We start from the raw sequence: 24754 nt of genomic DNA on the forward strand, positions 1-24754 counted from the left end.
AAAAGCAACCAAAAATGCAATCAAATTATATAACTCTAAAAGATTACATTTATCTTTAAACTATAAAATACCTAATAACGTGCACCAAAATGCAGCTTAATTTTAATCAATAATCTGTAGACGTATTTTAGGACGAGACATGCGAGAAAAAATCGCTTAACTACAACATATGTCCTTTATTTTGAATTTTTAGTACATATAACATATACGTGAGACAAAATGCACCATATAAAAAGCCTTGATAAATTACCACCAAAGTGAGAGAAGGTAGAAACATTAAAAATACTTAGACAATTAAGTAAATCCTCAAAATCCTTAGTTGAATTAAAGAAGAAAGATTATAGTTCAAAAACTAAATGTCGAAAGAAAAGCAGCATCTAGATACTTAAACAGTTTGGAGAAAATTGGACTTCTCACTTCTAAGAAAATTGGAAGAGAAAAAGTATATGTAAATACAAAATTAATCGAAATATTAAAAAAGCACTAAGCACAACACTGTGTCAAATTAATTGCGCGATCAATGTCAACTTTCAAACATTGCTGCGAAATATTTTATCTGTAATTTATTTGCTAAATTAGGTGCTTAACTATGCGATTAACCAAACAATAACACGTCGGCAAAAATTATGAATAAGAGATTATACTTACTGATAGCCATATTATTCATTTGTAATTGTTCTCCTAAAATCCGAACAACAATCAGTAACTCTGATTATAAAAAACTAGATGATAATATAGATGTACTAGTCATCAATGAAAGTGAAGTACCAGAAAACTCAAACTATATTGGTGAATTAAAAGTTGGAGACTCTGGATTTACTACTGATTGTGGTTACGAAAAAATAATCAATGAGGCAAAAATAGAGGCTAAAAAGCTAGGAGGAAATATTATACAAGTAATAGAAATTATAGAACCTCAAAAATGGGGAAGCACATGCTACAGACTTAAAGCTAAAATATTTAGAAATTTAGATTCTAAATTACTTTTACCATTTATTGAAGAACGGTTAAATAAAAACAAATCCTCTTTACCTTCAAATTCGGAATTCTCAAAAATTTATTTTTATCGGCCAAAAATGGTTACAGGCTCACTCTTAGGATATAAAATTAGAATGGACAATGATTCTGTTGTTTGCAGAGTTAGAAATGGGAAAAAATATGAAGTTAAAATTGTTGATTTTGGAAAACATAAATTTTGGGCTAAAATTGAATCTCGAGATTCAATAGTTATTGATGTTAAAAAGGGACAAGAATATTTTGTTAGATGCTCTGTAGGTTTAGGTGTTTTTGTCGGAAAGCCAGAGTTCAGTCTGGTTGAGAACCATGTAGCAAGAAAAGAATTTCAAGATATGGACAAATAACTTTTGCTTACACCGTTTATAATTAATTACTCGGTCTTCACCGAATTGTAAAAATTCTTGCGAAATAAGTTACTCAACAACAAAACGAAACACACAAAAACCATTCAATTGTCCTTTACATGTAACAAATCACAAAACTTTACAACTTATAGAGGAATCAACACAACTGTACTTTAATTTCGGTGCAGATCTAAAACTAATAAAACAATGGAACAACTACCAGATTTTACAAATAGAAATGCCCACGAAATAGATTACCGCATCTACGGAGAAGAAATGCAATACGTAGAAATAGAATTAGATCCACAAGAAGGAGTCATTGCAGAATCGGGAAGTTTTATGATGATGGACGATGGTATTAAAATGGATACTATTTTTGGCGATGGTTCTCAAAAAGATACGGGTTTCTTAGGAAAAATATTGGGAGCAGGAAAGCGGATCCTTACAGGAGAAAGTTTATTTATGACGGCTTTTTATAATAATCTCACAGGTAAACGTAATGTGTCTTTTGCCTCTCCGTATCCAGGAAAAATCATTCCTATTGACTTAAATGAGTATGGTGGTAAGTTTATTTGCCAGAAAGACGCTTTTCTTTGTGCAGCAAAAGGCGTTAGCGTTGGTATTGAGTTTTCTAAAAAATTAGGACGTGGACTTTTTGGTGGTGAAGGCTTTATTATGCAAAAGCTCGAAGGCGATGGAATGGCATTTGTCCATGCAGGCGGAACCACAGCAGTAAAAACCTTGGCAGCAGGCGAAACGTTAAGAGTAGATACAGGTTGTATTATTGGTTTTACGCAAACCGTCGATTATGATATTGAATTTATAGGTGGTATTAAAAATTCTATTTTTGGCGGTGAAGGTTTATTCTTTGCAAAACTCCAAGGACCTGGAAAAGTCTATATACAATCGCTACCGTTTAGTAGATTGGCAAGTCGTGTGTTGGCTTCAGTACCAAGAGGTGGAAAATCTAAAGGTGAAGGCAGTATTCTTGGAGGCTTAGGTGATTTGTTAGATGGTGATAATCGATTTTAAATATTTAATTTTACGTAAGTATCATATATTCAGTAGGTTATTGTGTTCAAAAACGTATTGTTTATGTTGTAGTATTCAACTTCTAAATCGTAATTATTAACATAATATGCTGTTAAACTTTCAAATATTTTGAAATTTGTCTCAAATTTTGGCTACCTTTAAAGGTAATTAAAATAAAGCGTATAGATAGAAAGCTACTTTTGTTAAACCTAAAACCAAAAATTACCTATGGCGCGAGAGATGTACGAGTACACAAAAACAGTGCTAAACAAAGTGAGTTTTGATACAACATTATTCTGCAAGGAAGTGCAAAAAGCAGTAAGACGATTACTGCCTCACGAACTTGAAGACTTAAGAGTTTTTATTCAGTCCCTCATCCATCAAAACCCAGACTTAAATCAATGTTTAGTGCATTTAAAAGCATAAAAAAACGTCCCGAAAATTTTAATTTTCGGGACGTTTTTTTATTTAAATATTCAGTCAATTTAACTAATAACTAATAACTAATAACCCATAACTCACTTAGCTTTAGGACTAATAATTTCCACATTCTGAAACGCTATCGCTCCCCTTATAATTCCCGAGATCACATCATGCATAGCATTAATAATCTGCATTTTTAATTCACTTTTATGATAAATAATACTCACTTCTCTTGCAGGCGACGGTTCCTTAAAATGTCTGAGATTAGAATTCATATGGTCTTTAATATCTAAAGTATGTAAATAGGGTAGAAGTGTCATTCCCATACCTTCATTAGATAATTTTATTAACGTTTCGATACTGCCACTTTCCAACTGAAAATGTTCATCATCCTGATCTTTAAAGGTTTTACAGAGATTAATAACTCCATCTCTAAAACAATGACCATCCTCTAAGAGTAGCATGTCTTCTATATTGAGATCCGAAACTTCAATCGTTTTTTTATCTTTTAATCGATGATTTTCAGGGATGTAAGCCACAAACGGTTCGTAGTATAAAACGCGCTCTTTAATCGTATCACTTTCTAAAGGAGTGGAAGCAATGGCAGCATCTAAGTGTCCATCACTAAGACGCATTAATATCTCATCAGTCGTTAACTCTTCAATCTTTAGTTTGACCTTTGGATACTTTTTAATGAAATTCTTCAAAAACATCGGTAATAAGGTGGGCATTACGGTTGGAATAATACCCAAACGAAATTCACCACCAATAAAGCCTTTTTGCTGATCGACAATATCTTGAATCCGATCCGCTTCATTCACAATATTTCTAGCCTGATACACAATTTTTCTACCGACTTCAGTTAATTCAATAGGTTTTTTACCGCGATCAAAAATGATAATATCTAATTCATCTTCCAATTTTTGAATCTGCGTACTTAAGGTAGGTTGTGTTACAAAACATTTTTCTGCAGCCTTGGTAAAATTCTTATGTTCTGCTATGGCTAAAGCATATTTGAGTTGTGTAATGGTCATCGCGATTAATTTAGGCTATAAAAGTATTAAAACTATTCATAAAAACTATGCAGGAAAAGGTTAATTCTACACTAAATTTAAAATTCAAAACATAAAGGATTATGACACTAAATAGCATCGGTTTAGATACCGAAAAAACAAAAGGATTAGCAGAAGATTTAAACCAATTATTAGCCAATTTTCAGTTGTATTATCAGAATTTAAGAGGAATTCATTGGAATATTAAAGGTCGTGCTTTTTTTGATTTGTACGTTAAGTTCGAAGAATTATATACAGATGCCAACCTAAAAGTAGATGAAATTGCAGAACGTATTTTAACGCTTGGTGCAACACCATTGCACACGTTTGATGATTACACCAAAGCAGCAAAAGTTCCTGTTGGTAAAAATATTTCTGAAGACGAAAAGGCCGTACAACTCATTGTAGAATCCCTTACGGAGCTCTTAAAAATTGAACGACGTATTTTAAATACATCTGACGAAGCTAATGATGAAGGTACCAATTCCATGATGAGCGATTTTATTACCGAACAAGAAAAAACAGTTTGGATGATGAAAGCTTGGTTGGGTGAGACGGTTTAAACTTCGACGTCATAGACGACTTATGATGTGAAATAAAATGTGAGTTTAACTAACAAGCGTAGATAAAATGAAACGGTTTTAGCTGAGCTAATACATAATAAAAAACCCCTTCAGATATTTCCGAAGGGGTTTCGCTTAAAATCAAATTACTAACAAGTTGATTTATCAAAAATTTTATTAGTCACATTCGCGTTCAAACCCTAAGAACTCATTATTTGATTCTAATCCTATAAAATCTTCATTACAAGTGACTACAGTCCAATCTAAATTTGAAACAGCTTCATAAGGTGCTGGTAAATTGATAAACATAAATACTTCACCAGTAGCTGGGTTGCTCGATAAATCCCAAGTACCTGTTATGGTGTTCCCTTCTATTAAAACAGAAACGGAGACATCTGCGTTAAAAGTGAATCTACCAGGATTGTTATTTGGGTTTAGGCTTGATGTAGCAATCCATTGACACTCTACCAAAAGTGCTGCGATGTCTTCTTGAGAACAAGCAGTAGGATTGGTTGTGTCGTCGCAATCTACCACATCGTCAGCGGTAAAACCTGCGCATTCTGCAAAGCATAAGTTAGGGAAAACTGTAACTACAGTATTTCCTGCTGCGTCGGTAAATTCAATACAAACTGGTTCTGCAGGTGCATTTTCACATTCTATGCAGTCATTTCCACCAATAGCGCCAAAACAATCCGCAAGTACGGTTTCAAAATCTTGAACATCATTTATGGTTACAACATCGTCATTTTCTAAAGTGATGGTAAATGGATATACAAAATCAAAATTGTAAACGTCGTAAAGTAATGTACCTAAAGCCTCGTCAGAATCTACTACAACCGTGTCATTATCCACAATTACCGATAACGGATAATTGAGTGTAAAACATTCAAAACCTAATCCACCAGAGTAATAATCTTGCTCACAGTTTTCAGAAAAATCATTTTCAGTAAAACCATCACAAGCTGCGTAGCATGCGTTAGGGTACGTTACCATAAAAGTTTGACCATTAGGATCAGAAATTTCAACACAAACAGGATCGTACTCTTCTGTGCAATCACAAACTTCAAAATCATTAAAATCGCAACTTTCTAATAATGAAATAAACGCGTCTTCATCATTAATAGTGACCACTTCAATAGCATTTGTAGCATCATTAAACGTTTCTACGTTAAAAGGAAACGCAATACCGTTAACATATAAATCTTCTGTAGAACTGAACATGATGTCTATAAGTCCATCAAGATCTTCTACAGTTACGGTAGCTCCATTGTTATAAGATAAATTTAATGGATAAACAAAATCGAAACAGAAATCAAAAACAATGTTTCCTGCTGGGTTATCTGATTCAGATACGTTTCCGTCGTCATTAAATTGAGATCTTAATTGAAAAAGTGTTGTTGTAATCGCTTCACTTTCTTCCGTAGTTTGAGGCTCCTCAATTACAGATTCGTTATTAGTACACGATGTAAATACCAAAAGGAACATCGCAAGGCTAAAAAAGGCTAGTTTAAATGTTTTCATGTTTTGTTTAAATTAAAAAGGTTAAAATTTGTGTTATTGAGGTTAATCAATACTAAGACAACACACATTTTAAAAACCCTACTTTTTTCTCAAATTATTTTTTTCATAGCTTTGGCGCTTCATATTAAAACTGCTCAATGTCTAAAAATAGTCGTAATATTTGTGATTCAAAAACTTTCGAGTTCATATACACAACTTATGCTAAAGACATCAGGCGCTTTTTGTTTTTTAAAACTCAGGATATGGCGAACGCAGAAGATTTATTGCAAGATGCGTTTATTAAACTTTGGGATAATTGTAGCAAAGTAGATTATGATAAAGTAAAAAGCTACATTTATACGATTGCCAATAATATGTTTTTGAATGAAAAGAAGCATGAGAAAGTGATTCATAAATACAATCAGCAGCATCAAAAGCATGATACTAATGAATCACCAGAATTTGTAATGCTCGAAAAAGAGTTTATGGACAAACTTGAAAAAACCATAGCCTCCTTGCCTGAAAAACAAAAGGAAGTGTTTTTATTAAATAGAATTGAAAAGAAAAAATATAAAGAGATTGCGGAGTTATTAAATATCTCAGTCAAAGCGGTAGAAAAGCGCATGCACCAAGCGTTATTAGTGATGAGAACCGAAATAGGAAATGTTTAATTTAATGTTAAGCTGAGCGCACGCGTGTTGCTAAAGCTTTAATATAAGGACAGTCGAAGCGCTTAGGTAGTAAGATTTTGAATTTTTATAAATGGGTGTTCAAAACGATACCTTTCTTTAATCGATAAAAAAGTAGGGTATTTAAATAGTAAGTTGTCTTAATTATGTAACACATGAAAAATCAAAATTTAAATACCGATAAAGAGACGTTTTTAGCACAATGGCTAGAAGGCGACATCAGTGATGCTGAGTTGAAAAACTTAGTAAACGATGTGGACTTTAAAGCGTATCAAAAGCTAAAAAGAGGCTTGGAGGTGCATAAACAATTAGACGCGCCAATCGATGCTAGTTTTGCTAAGATACAGCAACGTATTACTAACAAGAATAATAAAAAGCAAACTAATGTACGTCCGTTGTACAGAAATTGGACGATTGGTATTGCAGCATCCATCGTGTTACTTTTTGGATTGTTTTCAATTTTCGGAAATGATACGGTAACCATAGAAACGGGTTTTGGTGACCACAAAACGATAGCACTTTTAGATGGATCTGAGGTAATTCTTAATTCGAAGTCTAAAATCACGTACAATAAGGACGATTGGGAAAATAATCGCGAACTCACTTTAGAAGGTGAGGCCTATTTTAAAGTTGAAAAGGGAAACACATTTACCGTTAAAACGTCGAACGGCTCTGTAAGGGTTTTAGGTACAGAATTTAATGTAAAATCCACCAACGATTTCTTTGATGTGGTTTGTTACGAAGGAAAGGTGAGCGTAAAAACCTTAAGTTCTGAACATGTATTATTACCAACACAACAGGTTAGAAAAATTAATGGCAATTCGCCTGAGGCTTCAATAACGCAGCTTATAAAACCAACATGGATCGCTGGTGAAAGTACCTTTAAAAGTGTACCACTGAGGTATGTGATTTCTGAATTAGAAGCCACCTACAATATCACATGTAATGCAGAAGGCATAGATACTGCAATAATAGTCACAAGTAGTTTTCCACACAATAACCTCAATGTGGCTTTAAAAACTGTTTTTGAGTCCCTCGATATAAAGTATTCTGAAAAAGAAAATCGTAACATTAAACTTAGGTATTAAAGATGAGGTTAATCTATACCTTTGTTTTAATGTTACTGCCATTACTAGCCTTTTCTCAGGAAGAGGCTTTTTACATTGTGTTTAATAAAGTTCCCTTAGCCGATGCATTAACTACTGTAGAAGATACGTATGATGTTTTATTCTCTTATAAAGAGGAACTTATCAGCAATAAGACGCTATCCATACAAGGACAAAAATACACGCTTTTAGAACTTTTAGAAGTCATTAAAGAACGTACATCGCTTCAGTTTAAAATTTTAAATAACCGTTATATTATAATTAAGGCATCTGCTGAAGAATCGGTGCATCTTAATACTTTAGAAAAAGTAATTGTACGGAGTTACCTAACCCAAGGTATTGAGAAAACAGGTGATGGAGCGTATAAAATTTCACCTTCAAAATTGGGTATTTTGCCAGGTCTTACCGAGCCCGATGTTTTAGAAAGTATTCAGTTATTACCTGGTGTGTTAAGTCCTAATGAAACAGCAACTAGCTTTTTTGTTCGTGGAGGTGCATCCGATCAAAACCGATTGATTTGGGATGGTATTAATATCTATCATAAAGGCCATCTTTTTGGAATGATTTCTCCACTAAATCCAAACGCCACATCAGATATAAAATTTATTAATAAAGGTGCAAATGCGAGATATGGTGAGCGTTTATCTAGCGTTATAGATATCACTTCGCGCACTGCGATTACTAATGAAACTAAAGCCGAAATAGGCTTTAATGGAATTAGTGGAGATGCACTTTTAGAAATTCCGATTATTAAAAATAAATTAGGATTTCAGGCTTCTTTTAGACGCAGTTATATCGATGCATTTGAAACTTTTACTTTTAGTCAATTGGCTGATAAAGTATTTGAAAGTACAAAAATTCAAGACTTAGAAAATGATAATAATGATTTTTCATTCTTAGATTATAATCTTAAATTGAATTTTAAACCCAACAAGCATCACAGCTTATTCGCTAGTTTTATTTCAATTGATAACCAACTTAATTATACGGTTGACGAGTCGGAAACCAGCAGACGTTTCAACGATCAGCTAGTCACCAGTAATTTGGGTTATGGTTTTGGCTGGAACGTGAATTGGAGCGATAAAATCTCTCAAAACACAACAGCTTTTTTCTCAGATTATAGTTTGAATTATAATTTTATTACGACTGAAAACGAAACCCAAATTTCAGATTTTGAAAAGCGAAATACCATTTTCGATTCTGGTGTTTCTACTGAATTAAATATTAATGCTTCGGAAGTAAGCGATTTTAACTTTGGGTATCAATTCACTTTAAAAGATGTGTCGTATGCCTTTTTAAATACTACAAATTTAGTGTTTGTATTAGATAATGAAGATAGCACAGTACAAACGCATAGTGTCTTTGGGACCTATAATTATACCAATTCAAAACTGTTTGACATTTCCTTAGGATTGCGTGCTAATTACTTTAAAGAATTAGATGCTGTAAGGCTAGAGCCAAGATTACAATTATTTAAATCAATTGTGAAAAATTTGAAATTTCAAGCAACAGCCGAAATTAAGAATCAGATTATTAGCGAGATTGATGAAACTATTTTGAGCGACTTATCCTTAGAAAATAGAGTATGGCGATTAGCAAATGGTAATGGTTTTCCTATTATTAATAGTCACCAATTCTCAGCAGGATTTATTTACAGTAAAAAAGGATTCAGTATTGATATTGATGCTTATTACAAAAGACTAAAAAATATAACAGCTTTATCGCTTGGGTTTTTGAATCCAACGAGTAATAATTTTAATATCGGAAAACAGCGCATTTTTGGTGTGGATGCTTTTGTAAAAAAACGCTTTAATAACTTTAATACGTGGTTGAGCTATTCTTTTAACCGCTCTAAAAGTAATTTTGAAAACCTTAATAACAACAGAGATTTTAACTCTAAGTCTAACGTAACACATGCCATATCTTCTGCACTTAGTTATCAACTGAATGAATTTCAATTTGCTCTAGGTTGGAGATGGCAAACTGGTAAACCGTTTACGGTTGCCGACCAAAACGCAGGCGATTTAGCTTTTAATAATGGCATCAATACTGGCGAATTACCAAATTATCATCGGCTAGATGTGTCATCAACCTATAATTTTAAGTTCTCAAAGGAGACTAATTTGAGAGGTAAAGTAGGACTGTCTATAAGAAATATCTACAACAGACGCAACTTAATCAGTCGTGAGTATCGTGGTAATAACAGTCTTAACGATCCTATTGAGTTGATCGAACGTTATGCCTTAGGCATTACACCTAATGTTATGTTTAGAGTGTATTGGTAATTTAAGTTCGGCAAAAGCAAAAGCAATTAATTTCTTAATGGCCTTTTGATGTTATAGTTTTGATTGATGTCGTTTCTCTTTAGAAACGAATATTTAATTCTAGATCTTTATCTGCAACGGTAAATTTAGCATCACCATATTGTGGTGGTCCAAAAGACATAACGTTGTTAGACATACCGTAAGATTCTAGTGGCATTCCGTTTTCTCTAAAATCCATTGTACCATTATTATTTTCGTCATGGAAAGCAATAATAGCATATTCGCCTGCTGCCACGTTTTCAAAAGTGATGGTTATTTTTTCGTCTTTTATTTCGGACATGCCGTTATCAAGACCTTTTCCTTTCATAAAAGTATCTGCGGTGTGTAATGACATTTTAACGTTTCCGTCGTCACTTTTCACATTGTCTATGGTTACAGTTATAGTAACACCAGTGTCTTGAGAAAAGCTAAATAATGAAGTTAAAACTAATGCGAATGTTAAGAATAAATTTTTCATAATAAAATTGTTTTAATAGTTAGTTGAAATACTGTTCGTTTTTATTGATGATTCAAATATCTCACAAAAGCTTCGGTTAAAATAATTGGATGTACTGACCTGTTATTTTTTTAGGATGAATTGTGGTTTTAAGATGAAAGTCTTTAGTATTAAGTAAAACGTGTAAAGTAAAAAGTAAAAAGTAAAAAGTGAAAAGTGAAAAGGACTATGAAGCATGAAGCATGAAGCACCAAGCGTTTAACTTAATACGCATTTTTAATTGAACCACATATGTAACTGAGACTGAAAACTGAGACTGTGACTGAAAACTGAGACTAAGACCTCTCTACAAAAGCCCTCTCGCTTTAATCTCCAAATACTTATTAATCGTATTAATCGTCAAGTTTTCGGGTGCCGTTAATATGGACTGAATGCCGTGTTTTTGAAGTTCTTTAACCATCAGACGCTTTTCAAAAGCAAATTTCTCAGCAATGGTTTTATGGTAAATCGACTGTAAATCTTCAGCGTTTTCACTGATAATGGTATCGAGTTCTGTGTTTTCAAACAAGACCACAACCAACATGTGTTTTTTAGAAATGGCTTGTAGGTAGGGCATTTGTCGTTTTAAACCACTGATGTGTTCAAAATTGGTATAGAGTAGAAGGAGGCTACGATGTGTTACTTTTCGTTTTAATTGTGCGTAGAGTAAACCAAAGTCGCTATCCGTAAATTGCGTGTCTATATTGTATAAGGTTTCTAGAATCCGATTAAGATAAGTGAGTTTTTGAATGGCTGGTAAAAAGGTTTCAATCTTTTTTGAGAAGGATAACATCCCAACTTTATCATGTTTCTTTAACGCGACATTACTAAATGCCAAGGTAGAATTGATGGCGTAATCTAAAAGTTTTAAGCCGTTAAAAGGCATTTTCATAATTCTACCAGTATCTATAATAGAATAAATAGGTTGCGATTTTTCATCCTGAAACTGATTCACCATTAATTCACCGCGTTTGGCGGTTGCCTTCCAGTTTACGGTTCTAAAATCATCACCATTAACGTATTCTTTAATTTGTTCAAATTCTGAAGTATTACCTATACGTCTTATTTTTTTTAAGCCTATTTCAGTCAGTGCATTACTAATGGCCAAAAAATCGTACTTCTGCATTTGTATAATAGAAGGATAGACCATCACCATTTGCTGGTTCTGAAATTGATATTTGCGTTTGATGATTTTTAAAACCGAAGACACAAATATGTTAAGATGACCAAAATAGTATTCACCACGATCTACAGGTCGCACTAAATATTCAAATTCATGATTTTGAGTCGGGTTTAAAGCTGTTTGATATATAAAATCACGTTTTTGGAATTGTATAGGCAATTCGTCAATAACATCTAAATAGGTTTTAAAACTGTAGTTGTTAGTAATGGTTATTGGTACAGGATTATGATCACTATTAGAAAATTTTTCTGGTAAAATACGACGTGCCTTAAGTGCGTTTTTTGGTTGGTAGAGTAGCAGTAAATCGATAAAGAAAACCACCAAAATAAAGATGCTCATTATTGTTGCAACAGAAAACAATACAGGAAACCAATACGACAACAAAAAGCATACAGCAGCCACAGCTATATAAATATAGAACTGTTTATGAATGTATAATGATTTAATAAATTTCATATTTGCTTACTGCTTACTGCTTACTGCTTACTTCCAACTTCCAACTTCTTACTACTTACTACCTCGGAACCTCCACAGATTGTACAATCATTTCAATAACGTTCTCTGTCGTCATGCCTTCCATTTCACGTTCTGGTGTTAAAATGATACGATGATTTAAAACCGGATTTAGTGATTTTTTCACATCCTCTGGAGTTACAAAATCGCGTCCATTAATGGCAGCAAAAGCTTTAGCTGTATTCAAAATAGCAATAGAAGCCCTTGGAGAACCACCCAAATATAAATGCGGATGATTTCGAGTTTTAGACACCACTTCTGCGATGTATTTAATTATTTTTTCTTCAACAACAATCGCTTGTGTCTTACGCTTATAATCTTCAAGTGATGCTGTATCTAAAATAGCATTAATGCGTGTTTGTGGTTTTTCTCCTTTGCGCTCGTGATGTGAAGCGATAATTTTAATTTCATCTTCTAAAGACGGATAATCCACTTTAATTTTGAAGATAAAACGGTCTAATTGCGCTTCTGGTAAGGCATATGTTCCTTCTTGTTCAATCGGGTTTTGTGTGGCTAAAACCATAAACGGATTTTCAAAAGGATACGTAGTGCCATCAATGGTGGCTTGGCGCTCTTCCATAGTTTCAAATAAAGCCGCTTGCGTTTTTGCAGGTGCTCTATTGATTTCGTCAATTAAAACAATGTTAGAGAAAATAGGGCCTTTTTTAAATTCAAATTCCGAAGACTTCATGTTTAAAATAGACGTACCCAAAACATCACTTGGCATTAAATCTGGTGTGAATTGAATTCGGCTAAAATCCGTTTTCAACACCTTTGCAAATAGTTTGGCTGTGACTGTTTTAGCAATACCTGGCACGCCTTCTATAAGCACATGGCCATCCGCTAGTAAGGCTACAATTAGTAATTCTACAAAATTATCTTGTCCGATGATGACCTTTCGCAATTCAGCTTTAATGCTATCTACAGCATTTTTTAAGTCGTCGAGTTGTATTCTGTTATCAAAATTGAGGTCGTCGTTTATGATGTTGTCTTCTTCCATTGATTATGGGATTTAAATTGTTCTATTAAGGTGTTTAACCGTTCTAATTCTATAGCGTTTAGTTCAGATTTTTGACTCAAACGTTCAATAAGTTTAAATAAGGTTTCTGTCTCTTCAATCGTATTGTTACTTCTAGCAGCTAAATTTTTAATGAAGCTGGTATTTATTTCAGACGTTGAAAGATGCAAGGTGTTTCTTATGTATTCTAAAAAATGATGAATTTTATGTTGTGCAATATCTTTATGTTTTCCGTTTTCATAATACATGTTGGCAATGGTTCGGGTGAAATCTACCGTTTGATTTTTTAAGGGTTTTACAATAGGAATAGCACGTTGTTTCCGTTTGCCTTCAAAAAGAATATAAATAAATGCACCAATAAGTACCATATAATACGCCCATTTTAAAGATTTGGTATTTAAAAACAAATACATTGGTGAGGTGTAATAGGTCTTTCCTGTTTTATAATAGGTATCGACATAAATCGGTTTACTGGTATCGATATAGGATAGTAGTCCAGCCGAATAATTCTGATTTGGTGATTGTAACATAAAGTAATTACTAAACGCTTGCGGAAAGGTACTGAGCATAATATGTCCTGCACCAAAGGGTTGTCTAATACTATTGACTAAGGAATCTTTAATCGGCATATTCTCGCCTCTGTAGCTGTCAATTAAGCCTACAACTGCGGTTTGTAAGGTGTCAATTTCATCAAAGTGATAGAAGGTGGTGGGTCTTTCGTATTTATAAGAACGTTTGTTGTCTAATGCCGGATTTACCAAATTGACTTGGTATTCATTATTAAAGTTCTCCGTGATGCTCACAGATTTGGTATCTAAATTTAAAGTATCTAAGAGGTGTTCTTCAAAACCAACAGCAGAAATAATCAGTGTATTGCCACGAGACACCCAATCGAGTAAACTATTGATTTCTTCTTTACCGAATTCAATACCTCCATTATAAAAAAGATACGTACCTTCAATGGTATTATTTTTTAAATACTCAAAAGGCGGACGCTCAACGATAGTCACCGTATCAGCCAAACGTTTGAGTTGCTCATGAAACACATAAGAGCCAAACGGAATTTTATGATGCGTGGCATACGACGGAAACCAATTCAGTTGTTTTGGTTTTGTCATTTCTGCAGCAACAATTCCCAGAATGGCAATGGCGACAAGTATGATATATAATTTTCCTTTTTTGCTCAAGGCTTTGTAATTGTTTTATTTAAATTTTCGAATGGTAGTCTTAAGGTTTCAAACTTTACAGCATCAACACTAAACTCACCATACCATACATAATCATAGATTTTAGTGATATTTTTAAAATCTAGTCTTAAATGTTCTTTATCTATTTCCTTGATATAATCTTCATTTGTTTTTTGAGGTTGCCAAGAAATACTATTATTTTCTGTAAGCTGCTTCAAGGATAAAAGGTAATAATAACGAATGGCTAATCTGTAATTTTTCTGCTGAATGGCGTCTTTGATTAAAGCTGGTATATCTTCGTTTTTTATAATCTGTTCTTCTTCGGTAAAAGATATGGACCCTTCTTTTTTTGCTTTTGTAATTAAGTTATTCGAATTCACTTTTAAGAAAAACCGAATGAGCAAAAAGATTAAAATAGCGAGCAAAAGGTAGGGTAGTATTGTAAATATAAAGTACAATAAGCCAGTAGCTGTGCCAACGCCAAAGATAGATTCCCAAAATTTGGTAAGAAAGTTACGCAGCCATCGTTCTATTTTGTCTAAGAAATTATCTTCTGCAATAACTTCTTCATAGTTAAAATCCTTATCAGATTTATAGGTCTCTAAATCAGATTCTGAAATATCTTGTTTTTCAATTCTTGTATCATCAAACTTTACAGGTTGCTCATTTTGTTGCGCAAACGCAAGTTGCACCATAAAAAAACAAAAAAGAAACCCTTTGTATGTGAGCATTTAGTCTTCTATTTTACCAATTTCGTTAATACGATCGTAAGTACCAGTAAAGTTGGTTTTTTCATGCAAATGGAAATAAATAACGGCTCCACCAACCACTAAAATGAGGTTTAATACAAATTGAAAGAAGGTATTGAGCACATTTAAAACGATAATAACAGGATCTGCTGAAAAGCTGCTTAAGTTTGAAGGATCTATCTCACCAGAAAAAATACCAGTACTAATTAAAGTATAAATTACTGTTGGAATAGAAAACACCAAACCTAAAAGATAATAAATGATACCTAGCACGAAAAAGGATCCGAAGGCCGTCCAAAAATCGATATTAACCATAGTAAAACTTTGACTATACGCATCTGACCAAGAGCGTTTCGGCTCAAAAACAAAAATACTAAACACAATGGCCATTGGTACCATGGCATAAAACACAGGAAAAATACAAAGTGCAGCGGCAAACCCTACGGTAATCCCTTTTAAAAAGCTCAATCCAAAAAAGGACCAAAAGGCTTTATAAACGTTCGCTTTTACTTCAGATTCATCCACAACCCCCTTGTTATCGACATAAGACTTAATATAGAATAAGGCTGTTGAAACGGTTAGAATGTAAGCTGTAATTGCTGAAATTAAGTAAACGACGACAGCAACGATAATAACTAAGATATTTGAGGTGCCAAAACTAGAGTTGCCAAACGAGGTAAAATTAGAGATATCACCAATCACATAATTGTAAGCAGCCAGTGAGAGCATAAAAATAACAATCGCAGGTCCTGCAACATTAAATATAGTTTTGATGAATGGCTTAAATTCGTTTCTAATAAAACCAAAAGTATCACTTAAGATACTGCTAAAATCGCGTTGCTTTCTAAATTCTATAAAGGTTTTGTTCATGTTTTTAGTTGGTAAGAAGTTGTGTTAGTGTTATTGTGTTTTTTTGTTTGAGGTCTTGTTTTAATTTTTTATTGAGTTGAATAGGATAAATGACATAATAAAATAAAATGAGTGCTAAAGAGCTTCCTATGATTAATATGGCAAGCCAGTCTGGCATTTCGGTATGTCTGGTAACGAAGCCTTCTAAAAAACCAGCGATAATAAAAAATGGAATGGTACTCATTAAAATCTTTAAGCCATTAATGACTCCACGCTTAAAAGCTTCTAGTCTCGGTAATGTACCAGTAAAAAGCATACCATTTCCCATAACTAAGCCAGCACAACCTGCTATGATAATTACCGAAATTTCAATAGTACCATGAATCCATATGGTACGTGCCGACTCCCAAAGTAAACCTTGTTCGTAGAAAAAGTATTGAAAGCCACCGAGCATAATGCCATTTTGCATCATAATAAATAAAGATCCAATACCTAGTAAAATGCCATAACCAAACGCAAAAAGAGCCACTTTTATATTATTTAAGGTGATGCCTAAAAACATATTAAATTCCCCTTGCTTTTTGTAAACAGCCATTGGGTCTCCTTTTTCTATATTCTCTAAGGTCATATTGACGTAAGCATCATTAAGACCAAAGGATCTTACAAAATCGCTATCTGTTGCTGTTGAGTAGGCGCCTACAAATACAAATAAGGCAAAAACCAAAAATGCAATGAGTAATTCGCGATGATGTTGATAAAATAGTGTTGGGAATTCCGTCTTAAAAAAAGAAATCAATCTGTTTTTAGGTTCTTTTTTAGTTTTATAAATGCTTTGATGTGCTTTTGAAGCTAATTGATTAAGGTAGCGTTCCGTGTTGCTATTGGTATAAAAGGTTTTTGCGTAGCTTAAATGGTCGGTAACTTCTATGTATAGGTCAGATAATAAATCGGGATCGATCTGTGTTTTATTTGTAAGAATGTTTTCAAATTCTAACCATTTGTCTTTATTTTGCTTTACAAAAGCTGCCTCGCGCATTATAATCCCTTTTAGACTTCCAAAGAAAAGAAAATATGGATGAATTTCAAATAGAAACTGCTCAAAATGTAGGGATAAATCAAAATGTGGCTAGTATTGCCGACCGAATGTTTGGTTACCTCATTGATAGTGCCGTAATTCTGTTTTATACGATATCTGCCATATTACTTTTAATAGCTTTAGATTTAGAACCAGGAGACTCTTGGGCAATTTATTTACTACTCTCATTACCAGCGTTTTTGTACTATGTTTTATTAGAAACCTTTTTTAATGGGAAAACGGTTGGTAAAATGCTAATGAAAACTAAAGTTGTAAAACTCGATGGTTCTAAGCCCAGTTTTGCAAACTATTTTGTGCGCTGGATTTTAAGATTAATTGACGTCGCTTTAACCTCTGGTGGAGCCGCTGCCGTAACTATATTATTAAAAGGAAATGGACAGCGTATAGGCGATATTGCCGCAGGCACGACTGTGATAAGTGAGAAAGAATTATTGACAATTGAAGATACACTCATTAAAGATATTGCTACGGATTACGTGCCAACTTACAGTCAGGTAACGGTATTAAATGATAGTGATATGCAAACCATTAAGAATTTATATGATGATGCGGTTAGAAAAGGCAACCATAATATTATTTTAAATTTGCATGTACGTTTGTTAAAGGTATTGGCTATTGAGACGGAAGAAAAACCAATTGATTTTGTCGCAAAAGTGATTAAGGATTATAATTATTACACTCAAAACATGTAAGCAGAGAACCACTTTTTTCTTTTTCTAAAAAAAGTGCGTGAATCGCTTATGCTGAGCATTGCTGAGGTAAAATATATTTTGCCGAAAGTAATTTGCAGAGCAAAACGACGTATCATAGAGAACCAAGTTTGACAAAAGCGAGAATCATAGTTCCTTAAAACAAAACTGATAAATAAATGAAAGTATTACTAACGCTTGTAGGATTACTATTTTTCTTTTCTGTTAATGCCCAATACGAACATGGAACAGTATATTTTAAAGATGGACAGACTAAAGATGGATTAATTAAAAAAGGATTTTTTGGAGGGATAAAATTTAAAAAGAATGAGGAGTCTGAGAAATTTACTTATAATTATGAAGATATAACTGGCTATGATACAAATAGTGGCTATTTTAGATATAAAAATGAAGAAAACGCTGGGCTAAAATTGTATGAATTGATTGCTATAGGTAACTATAATTTGTATTCTCAGGAACGCTCAAATCCTCCTGTAATTGATGCAAATGGCGTATTTACTCATATGGGCGGAAGTATTATAATTTATTTCTTAGAAATAGACAATAATTTTTTTAGGTTGGGTACAAAAATTAAAAAGCGTCACTTAGTATTTTTTGAAGACTGTTCTTTATTAATGAATAAGATTAGAAAAAGAATAATAAAAAGGCGACATGTTTATGATGTCATTGATTTTTATAACAGAAAGTGCAATCAATAACAACAAATACATTTGTAATTACAGTTTAATTTTAAACTAATGACCATTTAAATAGTATTCAGTTAGGTAGCGTTTAATCAAGGCTATACTTTAACTAGAAGGTACAATAGAGATATAATTTTTAATAGCATCAAGAGCTTATGTTTTTTTTAATCGTAGATATTTTAGGAACCATAGCTTTTGCTATTTCAGGGGCTTTGGTCGCCATGAATAAGCGTATGGATCCTTTTGGAGTACTCATCATTGCCTTTGTAACAGCCGTTGGTGGTGGCACCTTACGTGACGTTATGATTGGTATTGAACCCGTTTCTTGGATGAAAAACATGACCTTCGTCTACGTTATCATTGGTTCTGCGACGTTTGCGGTTGTATTTAAAAAACGAATCAATTACCTCAGAAAGTCACTATTTTTATTTGATACTATAGGCATTGCACTTTATACCGTTGTAGGTGTTGAAACGGGAATTATTGCAGATTTACACCCATTGATTTGCATTGCCTTAGGCACTATGACAGCTTGCTTTGGTGGAGTGATTAGAGATATTTTGTGTAATGAGATTCCTGTAATTTTCAGAAAAGAAATTTATGCAACCGCTTGCATCTTAGGTGGCCTCACTTATTTTTTACTTTTAGAGTTTTTAGAAGAGAAAAACTATTTGTTTGTCATTGCTGGCTTGGTGGTAATTCTGGTCCGTTTAGTGGCTGTACGTTTTAAAATTAGTTTACCAAGTTTGTACAAAAAAGTGGAGTAGGTGCTATTGGTTAGTTTCCGAGGTCTCTGAGCTGCCTGTTTTATTATATTTTTTATGCTGAATTTTTTTCTTCTCTAAAATGGCATAAAATTTACGAGGTGATATCTTTAAATCTTTGGTAATATCACTGACTTTTTTCTTTCCTTTCTTGTAAAGTTTAAGATTCTCATTCACTTTCTTATTGAAGAAGAAGTCGTTGAGTTGGTCTACAATTTGTAATTCTGTAACATTAGCTTCGAGGGCTAATTTTTCTATTTCGGATTTTACTTTAGATAAATTAGGTTTCATAATGACTATTTTAAAAGGATTAACACGATGCACGAAATTAAGTAAAATATATCTAGAATAAATTCCCACTGAAATTTATAAACTAATGAACTTGGAATATGTATCCTTAGATTTCACTATCGCTTTTCTGATGGTAGCAATTTCCGATGTTATCCAAATTCAAACAGAAAGTTTATTCTGATTATTTTTAAAATCAATCAATAAAACTTCATTAAGGTAATCATTAAAATACAGAGAAAAAACACAGGAAAATAGGCAGCTTTAAAAAGTTGGTTTTCATTGTAATCAAAAATAAGTGCTTTGCTTTTTGCGTAAGTAATGAGATTCCACGTGGCAAGGATAATCATAATATAGGTTACAAAATAGAAGTATTCCATATAGATTAAATCTGCTGTAATAATTTCTTTACGCATATCTATATGAGAAAAAATCAATACAAAGAAAAATGCAGCCATGCCTTCAATAATACCTTGTCGCTCATTAGTTTTTCCGCAAGCAATAACCAATATAAACATCATTATTAAAACTACAAATATGGGAATGAGATAGGTTACAAACGTATTCAATAAAATTCGACGCAATTCTATATTATAATGCAGTACTGGGACGTCTTCAAAGAGGGTTTTAGATCCAAACCCAAAATCAGTATCGTAAGATTCTATAGAATAGTTAAAGTAACTTTTCATAATATTATTTCCAGAAACTTTCACGTTTTCATTGAGACCAGGTTTTTTTGTGGGATTGGTAAATTCATAACTGGCTAAGTCTGGTGTAAATATTAAATTGTCTTCATTATTAATAGGAACGATTTCAATGTTAATATGCCGTTTGTCAAACGGGAAATTTTCATAATTTAAGTATTGTTGCAATGTAACTCGAACATCCCAGCCAATTAACAGATAATCTTCTCTGTTTGAAACCTCTGTTATTTCTTTTCGATAAATCTCTTCAATAAATGAGGCTTCAGCAAAAGGTGACGTCTGCGGCAAGCGGAAGCCTTCTTCAATTTTATCGACTAAATCTAAGGGGTATTTTTGCCAAATAGTACCAGAAATATTGATGTTGTAGCTGTTTTCAAAAGCCATCCGTTCAATAAAAAGTCCGGTTGGTATACTAATTTGAGGTGGTAATTTTAGTTGGTCTCTTCGTGTTTGTTGTTGGTTAACAAAACTGCCTAAACTTGACAAGTCTGAGAGTGCAGGACTCTCGTCTGTATGTATTCTCCGATTGCCATTATGTTCTAAATGGCCAATGAGGATAATATTAGAAATTAATAAAATAGTAGCTAAGAAACTTAGTTGCCAAATTTCTTGACGATCCAAATAATCTTTATTAAAATAGATAGCAATAATCATTAGCAGAAAAGCAGATACAAATAAAGCTAGCTTTATATAGCGATGGTTTATGGAGGATGTATTTCCTAATAATTCGTTTTTAGAGAATGACAAACCAATGCCCCAACCACTAGAAGGTATTTTATCATAAAATAACAGTTCTGTATCTTCTTCATTAGCGGCTAGGAATTCTACATGACCCGAATTACCATTTAATAAGCCGTTATAAGCAGATTTTAAAGTGTTATTATCGGTAGAGTCGCTTATGGTTTTTAGATTAGTCGTACCAATATATTCATTAACAGGATGTGATAAATAGGTGCCTTTATTAGAAGTGATGATGCCATAGCCTGTTTTTCCTAAGCTCAGCGAAAGGATGAGGTTTTTAAATCCACTCGTTACAAAACTCATGGTTATCGTTCCTTTTACTTGCCCTTTCTTTGGTCCAGACTTGTAGTAAAACGGAATGCCATAATCTATATACCAATCTTTTGCAGCTTTGGCATAGTACGGTTCTACCCATTTGGCACCGTTGTCTCTAACATCTGTATACCAAGATGTGCCATCTATAGTTGCGTCTGAATAATCATAACTTTCACCGACTTCAATGGTGCTGTCTGTTCCCTTGTTGTAATAAGGACAGTAGAGTTTAGTGTCGTTAGAAAAAGCATAGGGTTCATAACATGCTGTAATTCCTTGTAATGCAGGAATCTTTAAAGAAGACGATTTAAGAATTTCATCAATGTGTTCTTCGGAATAATTATGCGAGCCAAAGTCTTCGGCTAAATTTGTGCCTTCGTTTACAATTTGAGTCAGAATCGTATCAACCTGATTTTTCAGAGATGTCATGGTTGCCAATCCTTTTTGCTTCACAATAGCATTACTTTCCTTGGTAAAGCTATATAATTCAAAGGCATGATATGCTACTGCTATAAAAAGGCCTAAAGCAATTACATAAAGTATTTTTTTTACCATAATTAGATCACAAAATGGATGTGCTGAGTTGCTGCATGGCGCCTTATTAATTGCTGCCTTCCTTAAACTTATTTTGTTGAAAAACTAGATTATAGTCGTTCTCACAAACTCAGAGTCGTTTTCGTTACAAGATATAAAGTATAGGCATATTATTTAGACTCCAAACTGATTTAAATGGTGATCCAAATGTTTGTAGAACATATTATTCCATTCGTTGCGATTTAATTTACCAAAGGAATGACTTTCTTTTTGATCAAAATGACTGCCACCTAATGCCTGTGTTTTCAATAGAAATTTTGTTAATCGCTCTTTTTCTGTTTCAAACGCTTTTGCACTGGTCATTATAAATTCTGGCGCTGTGCGTCCATTCTTTTTATAAGGCTTTTCATTGGTGACTATTTTTTTGACAAAAGTTTTTAGCATCCATTTCTTTAAGCCTTTTGGTTTAGGGTGTGTGTTGTCGTAAATAAATTCATAAGTGACGCAGCAGTGCGCTAACATTTGTCCAACGGACATCTTTCCCCATTTTGGTGCAGCATTAGTATCGAGTTGGTGGATACGGTTAATGAGTTCTTCTGTTACTGTTTTATCGAATATGTTTTTCATGTTGTAAACTATGTATAGGGTGTTTTTTTAGAAACATTGATGGCACCTTCTGTTACGAATTTAGTAAATGTCTGCAGAAATCAAATTTAATTATTGATTAAGTTTGCCAATACGTCATTATTAAAGCAGCGTTTCATTTGGGAGAATAATTTCTTTTTCCCATTTTTTAATATTTACAAACCACAGGTTTTATTTAATTAAAGTGAATTAAATGTGAGATGAGTAGCATAAAAAAAATAGCGAATTAAGTTTTACCTCAATCCGCTATTACTAACTAATTTTTCTTTTTCTTATTTTTTATATCAACTTGTGTTTATTGAACCATGTAGTTGATTTGGTCTGCACATTCCGTAGTATCCATTTTCTTATAATAGTTGATGCTTCTGTCGTTACCTTCAGTAACTTGAGAGAAGGTGTTTTCGCAATGTACAGTGATGTAACGTCGTCCTGCAAAATTTTCATTTGTATCGATGTTATCTTGATTAAAATCGAAATAATAACGACCATCGTCAAGAACTCCCCAAGTACCAGCAGCGGTTACAACGTCTGCATAACGGTCTACAAATGTACCATCATCGTTAAAGTCGAGAATAATAACAGAATCTTCTCTGGTGTTCTGAAACCACTGATCTACATAGGTCCATTCAGTTCCTGTCCATTCATCTATAATAGACTCTAACTGTTCGTCTTTATACAATTGCCATGTACCTACTACGGCTTTTGCTTCTGCCTCAGGCTGCTGTTGGTCCAAATCGTCCTTTTCACAATTTGTAAATGATAAAGCTACTAGTGCTACTATTATTAATACTGCTGATTTTTTCATAATTATTGGTTTTATCTTGTTTATTATAGAACAACTGATTTTAAGAAAGTCCTGAAATAATTTTGATTTTGTTTAAAATTCAATTTTGAAATAGAATTTGCATATTCCAAATATGTAAAGTATATTTGTCATATAGTAAAGTATTATGTACTTAATATAAAATAAATTTGTCAATTATGGATTCAGGAAAAATTATGAATTGCGAGCGTAATAAGCTTCAAAAAATTATGAAATTTAGATTACCACATCAATTTATGGCGTTTGGTATAGCAATAGTTTTAGTATCTATTGCCATGATGTTTGTTCGTGCCTTTATAATGGAAGAGCCAACGCAGTGGTTAAAGTTGTTGTTACAGAAGACCATGTTAATAGGCATGCTAATCATGTCACTTTCTAAAGAAAAGATAGAGGATGAAATGACGGTGAGCCTCAGAGCACAATCTTATGCCATTGCTTTTGTAATAGGCGTTATTTACGCTTTGGTGATGCCTTACGTAGAGTTTGGTGTTTCTAATGCAGTACATTCTGGTGGAGAAGCGTTTAAAGATTTAGGAGATTTTCAGGTATTATTATTTATGCTAATGATACAATTAATGATGTACCACACCTTAAAGCGTTTAGGATAATGGAAAATACTATAAAAGTAGAACGTGCTATTTTAAGTTTAACACAAGGTGATTTGGCAAAAAAAATAGGAGTATCAAGGCAAACTATCAATTCCATTGAGGCAAATCGTTATGTGCCATCAACAGTCTTAGCTTTAAAGCTATCGTCTTTATTTAATAAACCAGTTAATGATTTTTTTAAATTGAGCGCTGATGATTAATTTCGAAGTGAAATTCTAAAGTAATCTAATATATTTTCAGAATATGAAAACCAGACTCTCATCTATAAAAAGTAATTCATTCCAAATGATTTAATAAGTCTACCATGCCTTCAGTAGCAGACTTGGCAATAACAGTTAATCTATTATTACCACTTATTGCTGGTTTCGGGTCTATATAATACATTGAAGTGTCTGGTTGTACATAATCAATTAAACTCGCTGCTGGATAAACTTGCATACTTGTACCGATAATAACTAAAATATCGGCTGCATAGCAAATTTTAATCGCGGTTTCTATTTCAGGCACATCTTCACCAAACCAAACAATATGAGGTCTTAATTGATAGCCATCGTCGCAAAGATCACCAAGGTGAATATCGTCTTTCCAAACCTTAACAGTATTCGCGTCTCCTGTACTTCTAATTTTCAGCAATTCGCCATGTAAATGCACCACATCAGTACTGCCAGCACGTTCGTGTAAATCATCTACATTTTGCGTAATAATGGTAACTTTATAATCATTTTCTAAAGTCGCTAAAACTTGATGTGCTGAGTTAGGTGCAACGTCTTTTAATTGACGTCGACGTTCATTATAAAAATTCAGTACCAATTCCGGATTGCG

General features: G+C 33.2%; 27 protein-coding genes. 13 read left to right on the forward strand and 14 right to left on the reverse strand.

What is annotated here, in order from left to right; genetic code table 11:
- Positions 1-340 precede the first annotated feature (340 nt).
- The 4 genes from AB8B52_RS14630 to AB8B52_RS14645 all read left to right on the forward strand — a co-directional run bounded on the left by AB8B52_RS14630 (position 341) and on the right by AB8B52_RS14645 (position 2819).
- Complete coding sequence (locus tag AB8B52_RS14630; protein ID WP_406029461.1) at positions 341-487, forward strand: hypothetical protein; 147 nt, start codon at positions 341-343, stop codon at positions 485-487.
- A gap of 139 nt (positions 488-626) precedes the next feature.
- A complete protein-coding gene (locus tag AB8B52_RS14635; RefSeq protein WP_406029425.1) occupies positions 627-1361 on the forward strand; it encodes a hypothetical protein in 735 nt (244 codons plus the stop codon).
- Positions 1362-1568: 207 nt separating this feature from the next.
- Positions 1569-2393 carry a TIGR00266 family protein gene (locus AB8B52_RS14640; protein ID WP_406029427.1) on the forward strand — a complete coding sequence of 275 codons (825 nt, stop codon included), beginning with the start codon at positions 1569-1571 and terminating at the stop codon, positions 2391-2393.
- A 228-nt stretch (positions 2394-2621) separates the two neighbouring features.
- A complete protein-coding gene (locus AB8B52_RS14645) occupies positions 2622-2819 on the forward strand; it encodes a hypothetical protein (protein WP_406029430.1) in 198 nt (65 codons plus the stop codon).
- Positions 2820-2911: 92 nt separating this feature from the next.
- On the opposite strand, the gene AB8B52_RS14650 is transcribed toward AB8B52_RS14645, so the two are convergent.
- Positions 2912-3850 (reverse strand): LysR substrate-binding domain-containing protein, encoded by a 939-nt coding sequence (locus AB8B52_RS14650; protein WP_406029432.1) that lies wholly within the window; start codon positions 3848-3850, stop codon positions 2912-2914.
- A gap of 101 nt (positions 3851-3951) precedes the next feature.
- Between AB8B52_RS14650 and AB8B52_RS14655 the strand changes: the two genes are divergently transcribed.
- Positions 3952-4431 carry a Dps family protein gene (locus AB8B52_RS14655; protein WP_406029434.1) on the forward strand — a complete coding sequence of 160 codons (480 nt, stop codon included), beginning with the start codon at positions 3952-3954 and terminating at the stop codon, positions 4429-4431.
- Positions 4432-4608: 177 nt separating this feature from the next.
- Here the strand turns inward: AB8B52_RS14655 and AB8B52_RS14660 are convergent, their stop codons facing one another.
- On the reverse strand, positions 4609-5952 hold the full coding sequence (locus AB8B52_RS14660; protein WP_406029436.1) for a hypothetical protein: 1344 nt from the start codon (positions 5950-5952) through the stop codon (positions 4609-4611).
- Positions 5953-6089: 137 nt separating this feature from the next.
- On the opposite strand from AB8B52_RS14660, the gene AB8B52_RS14665 reads away from it, so the two are divergent.
- The 3 genes from AB8B52_RS14665 to AB8B52_RS14675 all read left to right on the forward strand — a co-directional run bounded on the left by AB8B52_RS14665 (position 6090) and on the right by AB8B52_RS14675 (position 10011).
- Entirely contained in the window at positions 6090-6602 is a 513-nt protein-coding gene (locus AB8B52_RS14665) for an RNA polymerase sigma factor (protein WP_406029438.1), read from the forward strand.
- A gap of 173 nt (positions 6603-6775) precedes the next feature.
- Entirely contained in the window at positions 6776-7708 is a 933-nt protein-coding gene (locus AB8B52_RS14670) for a FecR family protein (protein ID WP_406029440.1), read from the forward strand.
- A 2-nt stretch (positions 7709-7710) separates the two neighbouring features.
- Positions 7711-10011 (forward strand): TonB-dependent receptor domain-containing protein, encoded by a 2301-nt coding sequence (locus AB8B52_RS14675; RefSeq protein ID WP_406029442.1) that lies wholly within the window; start codon positions 7711-7713, stop codon positions 10009-10011.
- 79 nt (positions 10012-10090) lie between these two features.
- Here the strand turns inward: AB8B52_RS14675 and AB8B52_RS14680 are convergent, their stop codons facing one another.
- The 7 genes from AB8B52_RS14680 to AB8B52_RS14710 all read right to left on the reverse strand — a co-directional run bounded on the left by AB8B52_RS14680 (position 10091) and on the right by AB8B52_RS14710 (position 17060).
- The gene (locus AB8B52_RS14680; RefSeq protein ID WP_406029444.1) at positions 10091-10507 is read right to left on the reverse strand and encodes a DUF2141 domain-containing protein; all 417 of its coding nucleotides are present in this window, start codon (positions 10505-10507) and stop codon (positions 10091-10093) included.
- A gap of 325 nt (positions 10508-10832) precedes the next feature.
- On the reverse strand, positions 10833-12164 hold the full coding sequence (locus tag AB8B52_RS14685; RefSeq protein WP_406029445.1) for a DUF58 domain-containing protein: 1332 nt from the start codon (positions 12162-12164) through the stop codon (positions 10833-10835).
- A 58-nt stretch (positions 12165-12222) separates the two neighbouring features.
- Entirely contained in the window at positions 12223-13221 is a 999-nt protein-coding gene (locus tag AB8B52_RS14690) for an AAA family ATPase (RefSeq protein WP_406029446.1), read from the reverse strand.
- The gene (locus AB8B52_RS14695) at positions 13200-14426 is read right to left on the reverse strand and encodes a DUF4350 domain-containing protein (protein WP_406029447.1); all 1227 of its coding nucleotides are present in this window, start codon (positions 14424-14426) and stop codon (positions 13200-13202) included. The genes AB8B52_RS14690 and AB8B52_RS14695 overlap by 22 nt, the downstream gene beginning before the upstream one ends.
- Positions 14423-15157 (reverse strand): DUF4129 domain-containing protein, encoded by a 735-nt coding sequence (locus tag AB8B52_RS14700; protein WP_406029448.1) that lies wholly within the window; start codon positions 15155-15157, stop codon positions 14423-14425. Before AB8B52_RS14700 ends, AB8B52_RS14695 begins: the two co-directional genes overlap by 4 nt.
- Positions 15158-16045 (reverse strand): hypothetical protein, encoded by an 888-nt coding sequence (locus AB8B52_RS14705; protein ID WP_406029449.1) that lies wholly within the window; start codon positions 16043-16045, stop codon positions 15158-15160. It lies immediately after the preceding gene.
- A gap of 4 nt (positions 16046-16049) precedes the next feature.
- Entirely contained in the window at positions 16050-17060 is a 1011-nt protein-coding gene (locus AB8B52_RS14710; protein WP_406029450.1) for a stage II sporulation protein M, read from the reverse strand.
- Positions 17061-17095: 35 nt separating this feature from the next.
- Between AB8B52_RS14710 and AB8B52_RS14715 the strand changes: the two genes are divergently transcribed.
- From AB8B52_RS14715 to AB8B52_RS14725, 3 genes are all read left to right on the forward strand, one after another.
- Positions 17096-17812, forward strand: a complete 717-nt coding sequence (locus tag AB8B52_RS14715) for an RDD family protein (protein ID WP_406029451.1) — start codon at positions 17096-17098, stop codon at positions 17810-17812.
- 176 nt (positions 17813-17988) lie between these two features.
- Positions 17989-18528 (forward strand): hypothetical protein, encoded by a 540-nt coding sequence (locus tag AB8B52_RS14720; RefSeq protein WP_406029452.1) that lies wholly within the window; start codon positions 17989-17991, stop codon positions 18526-18528.
- A 140-nt stretch (positions 18529-18668) separates the two neighbouring features.
- Positions 18669-19280: a trimeric intracellular cation channel family protein gene (locus AB8B52_RS14725; protein WP_406029453.1), complete on the forward strand. Its 612-nt coding sequence runs from the start codon at positions 18669-18671 to the stop codon at positions 19278-19280.
- 3 nt (positions 19281-19283) lie between these two features.
- Here the strand turns inward: AB8B52_RS14725 and AB8B52_RS14730 are convergent, their stop codons facing one another.
- The 4 genes from AB8B52_RS14730 to AB8B52_RS14745 form a co-directional block, all read right to left on the reverse strand.
- Complete coding sequence (locus AB8B52_RS14730; RefSeq protein ID WP_406029454.1) at positions 19284-19568, reverse strand: hypothetical protein; 285 nt, start codon at positions 19566-19568, stop codon at positions 19284-19286.
- A gap of 197 nt (positions 19569-19765) precedes the next feature.
- The gene (locus tag AB8B52_RS14735) at positions 19766-21877 is read right to left on the reverse strand and encodes a cache domain-containing protein (RefSeq protein ID WP_406029455.1); all 2112 of its coding nucleotides are present in this window, start codon (positions 21875-21877) and stop codon (positions 19766-19768) included.
- Between the two features lie 153 nt (positions 21878-22030).
- On the reverse strand, positions 22031-22483 hold the full coding sequence (locus tag AB8B52_RS14740; protein ID WP_406029456.1) for a DUF1569 domain-containing protein: 453 nt from the start codon (positions 22481-22483) through the stop codon (positions 22031-22033).
- 313 nt (positions 22484-22796) lie between these two features.
- The gene (locus AB8B52_RS14745) at positions 22797-23306 is read right to left on the reverse strand and encodes a hypothetical protein (RefSeq protein ID WP_406029457.1); all 510 of its coding nucleotides are present in this window, start codon (positions 23304-23306) and stop codon (positions 22797-22799) included.
- Positions 23307-23482: 176 nt separating this feature from the next.
- Between AB8B52_RS14745 and AB8B52_RS14750 the strand changes: the two genes are divergently transcribed.
- Together AB8B52_RS14750 and AB8B52_RS14755 are read left to right on the forward strand one after the other, a co-directional pair.
- On the forward strand, positions 23483-23932 hold the full coding sequence (locus AB8B52_RS14750) for a hypothetical protein (protein WP_406029458.1): 450 nt from the start codon (positions 23483-23485) through the stop codon (positions 23930-23932).
- Positions 23932-24132 carry a helix-turn-helix transcriptional regulator gene (locus AB8B52_RS14755; RefSeq protein ID WP_406029459.1) on the forward strand — a complete coding sequence of 67 codons (201 nt, stop codon included), beginning with the start codon at positions 23932-23934 and terminating at the stop codon, positions 24130-24132. Before AB8B52_RS14750 ends, AB8B52_RS14755 begins: the two co-directional genes overlap by 1 nt.
- Before the next feature lie 76 nt (positions 24133-24208).
- Here AB8B52_RS14755 and AB8B52_RS14760 read toward each other — a convergent pair.
- Positions 24209-24754 (reverse strand): SIR2 family NAD-dependent protein deacylase (locus AB8B52_RS14760; protein ID WP_406029460.1); only part of this gene is annotated, 546 nt, incomplete at its 5' end.

The organism is Winogradskyella sp., assembly GCF_045105575.1.
In the GTDB taxonomy this organism is placed as follows: domain Bacteria; phylum Bacteroidota; class Bacteroidia; order Flavobacteriales; family Flavobacteriaceae; genus Winogradskyella.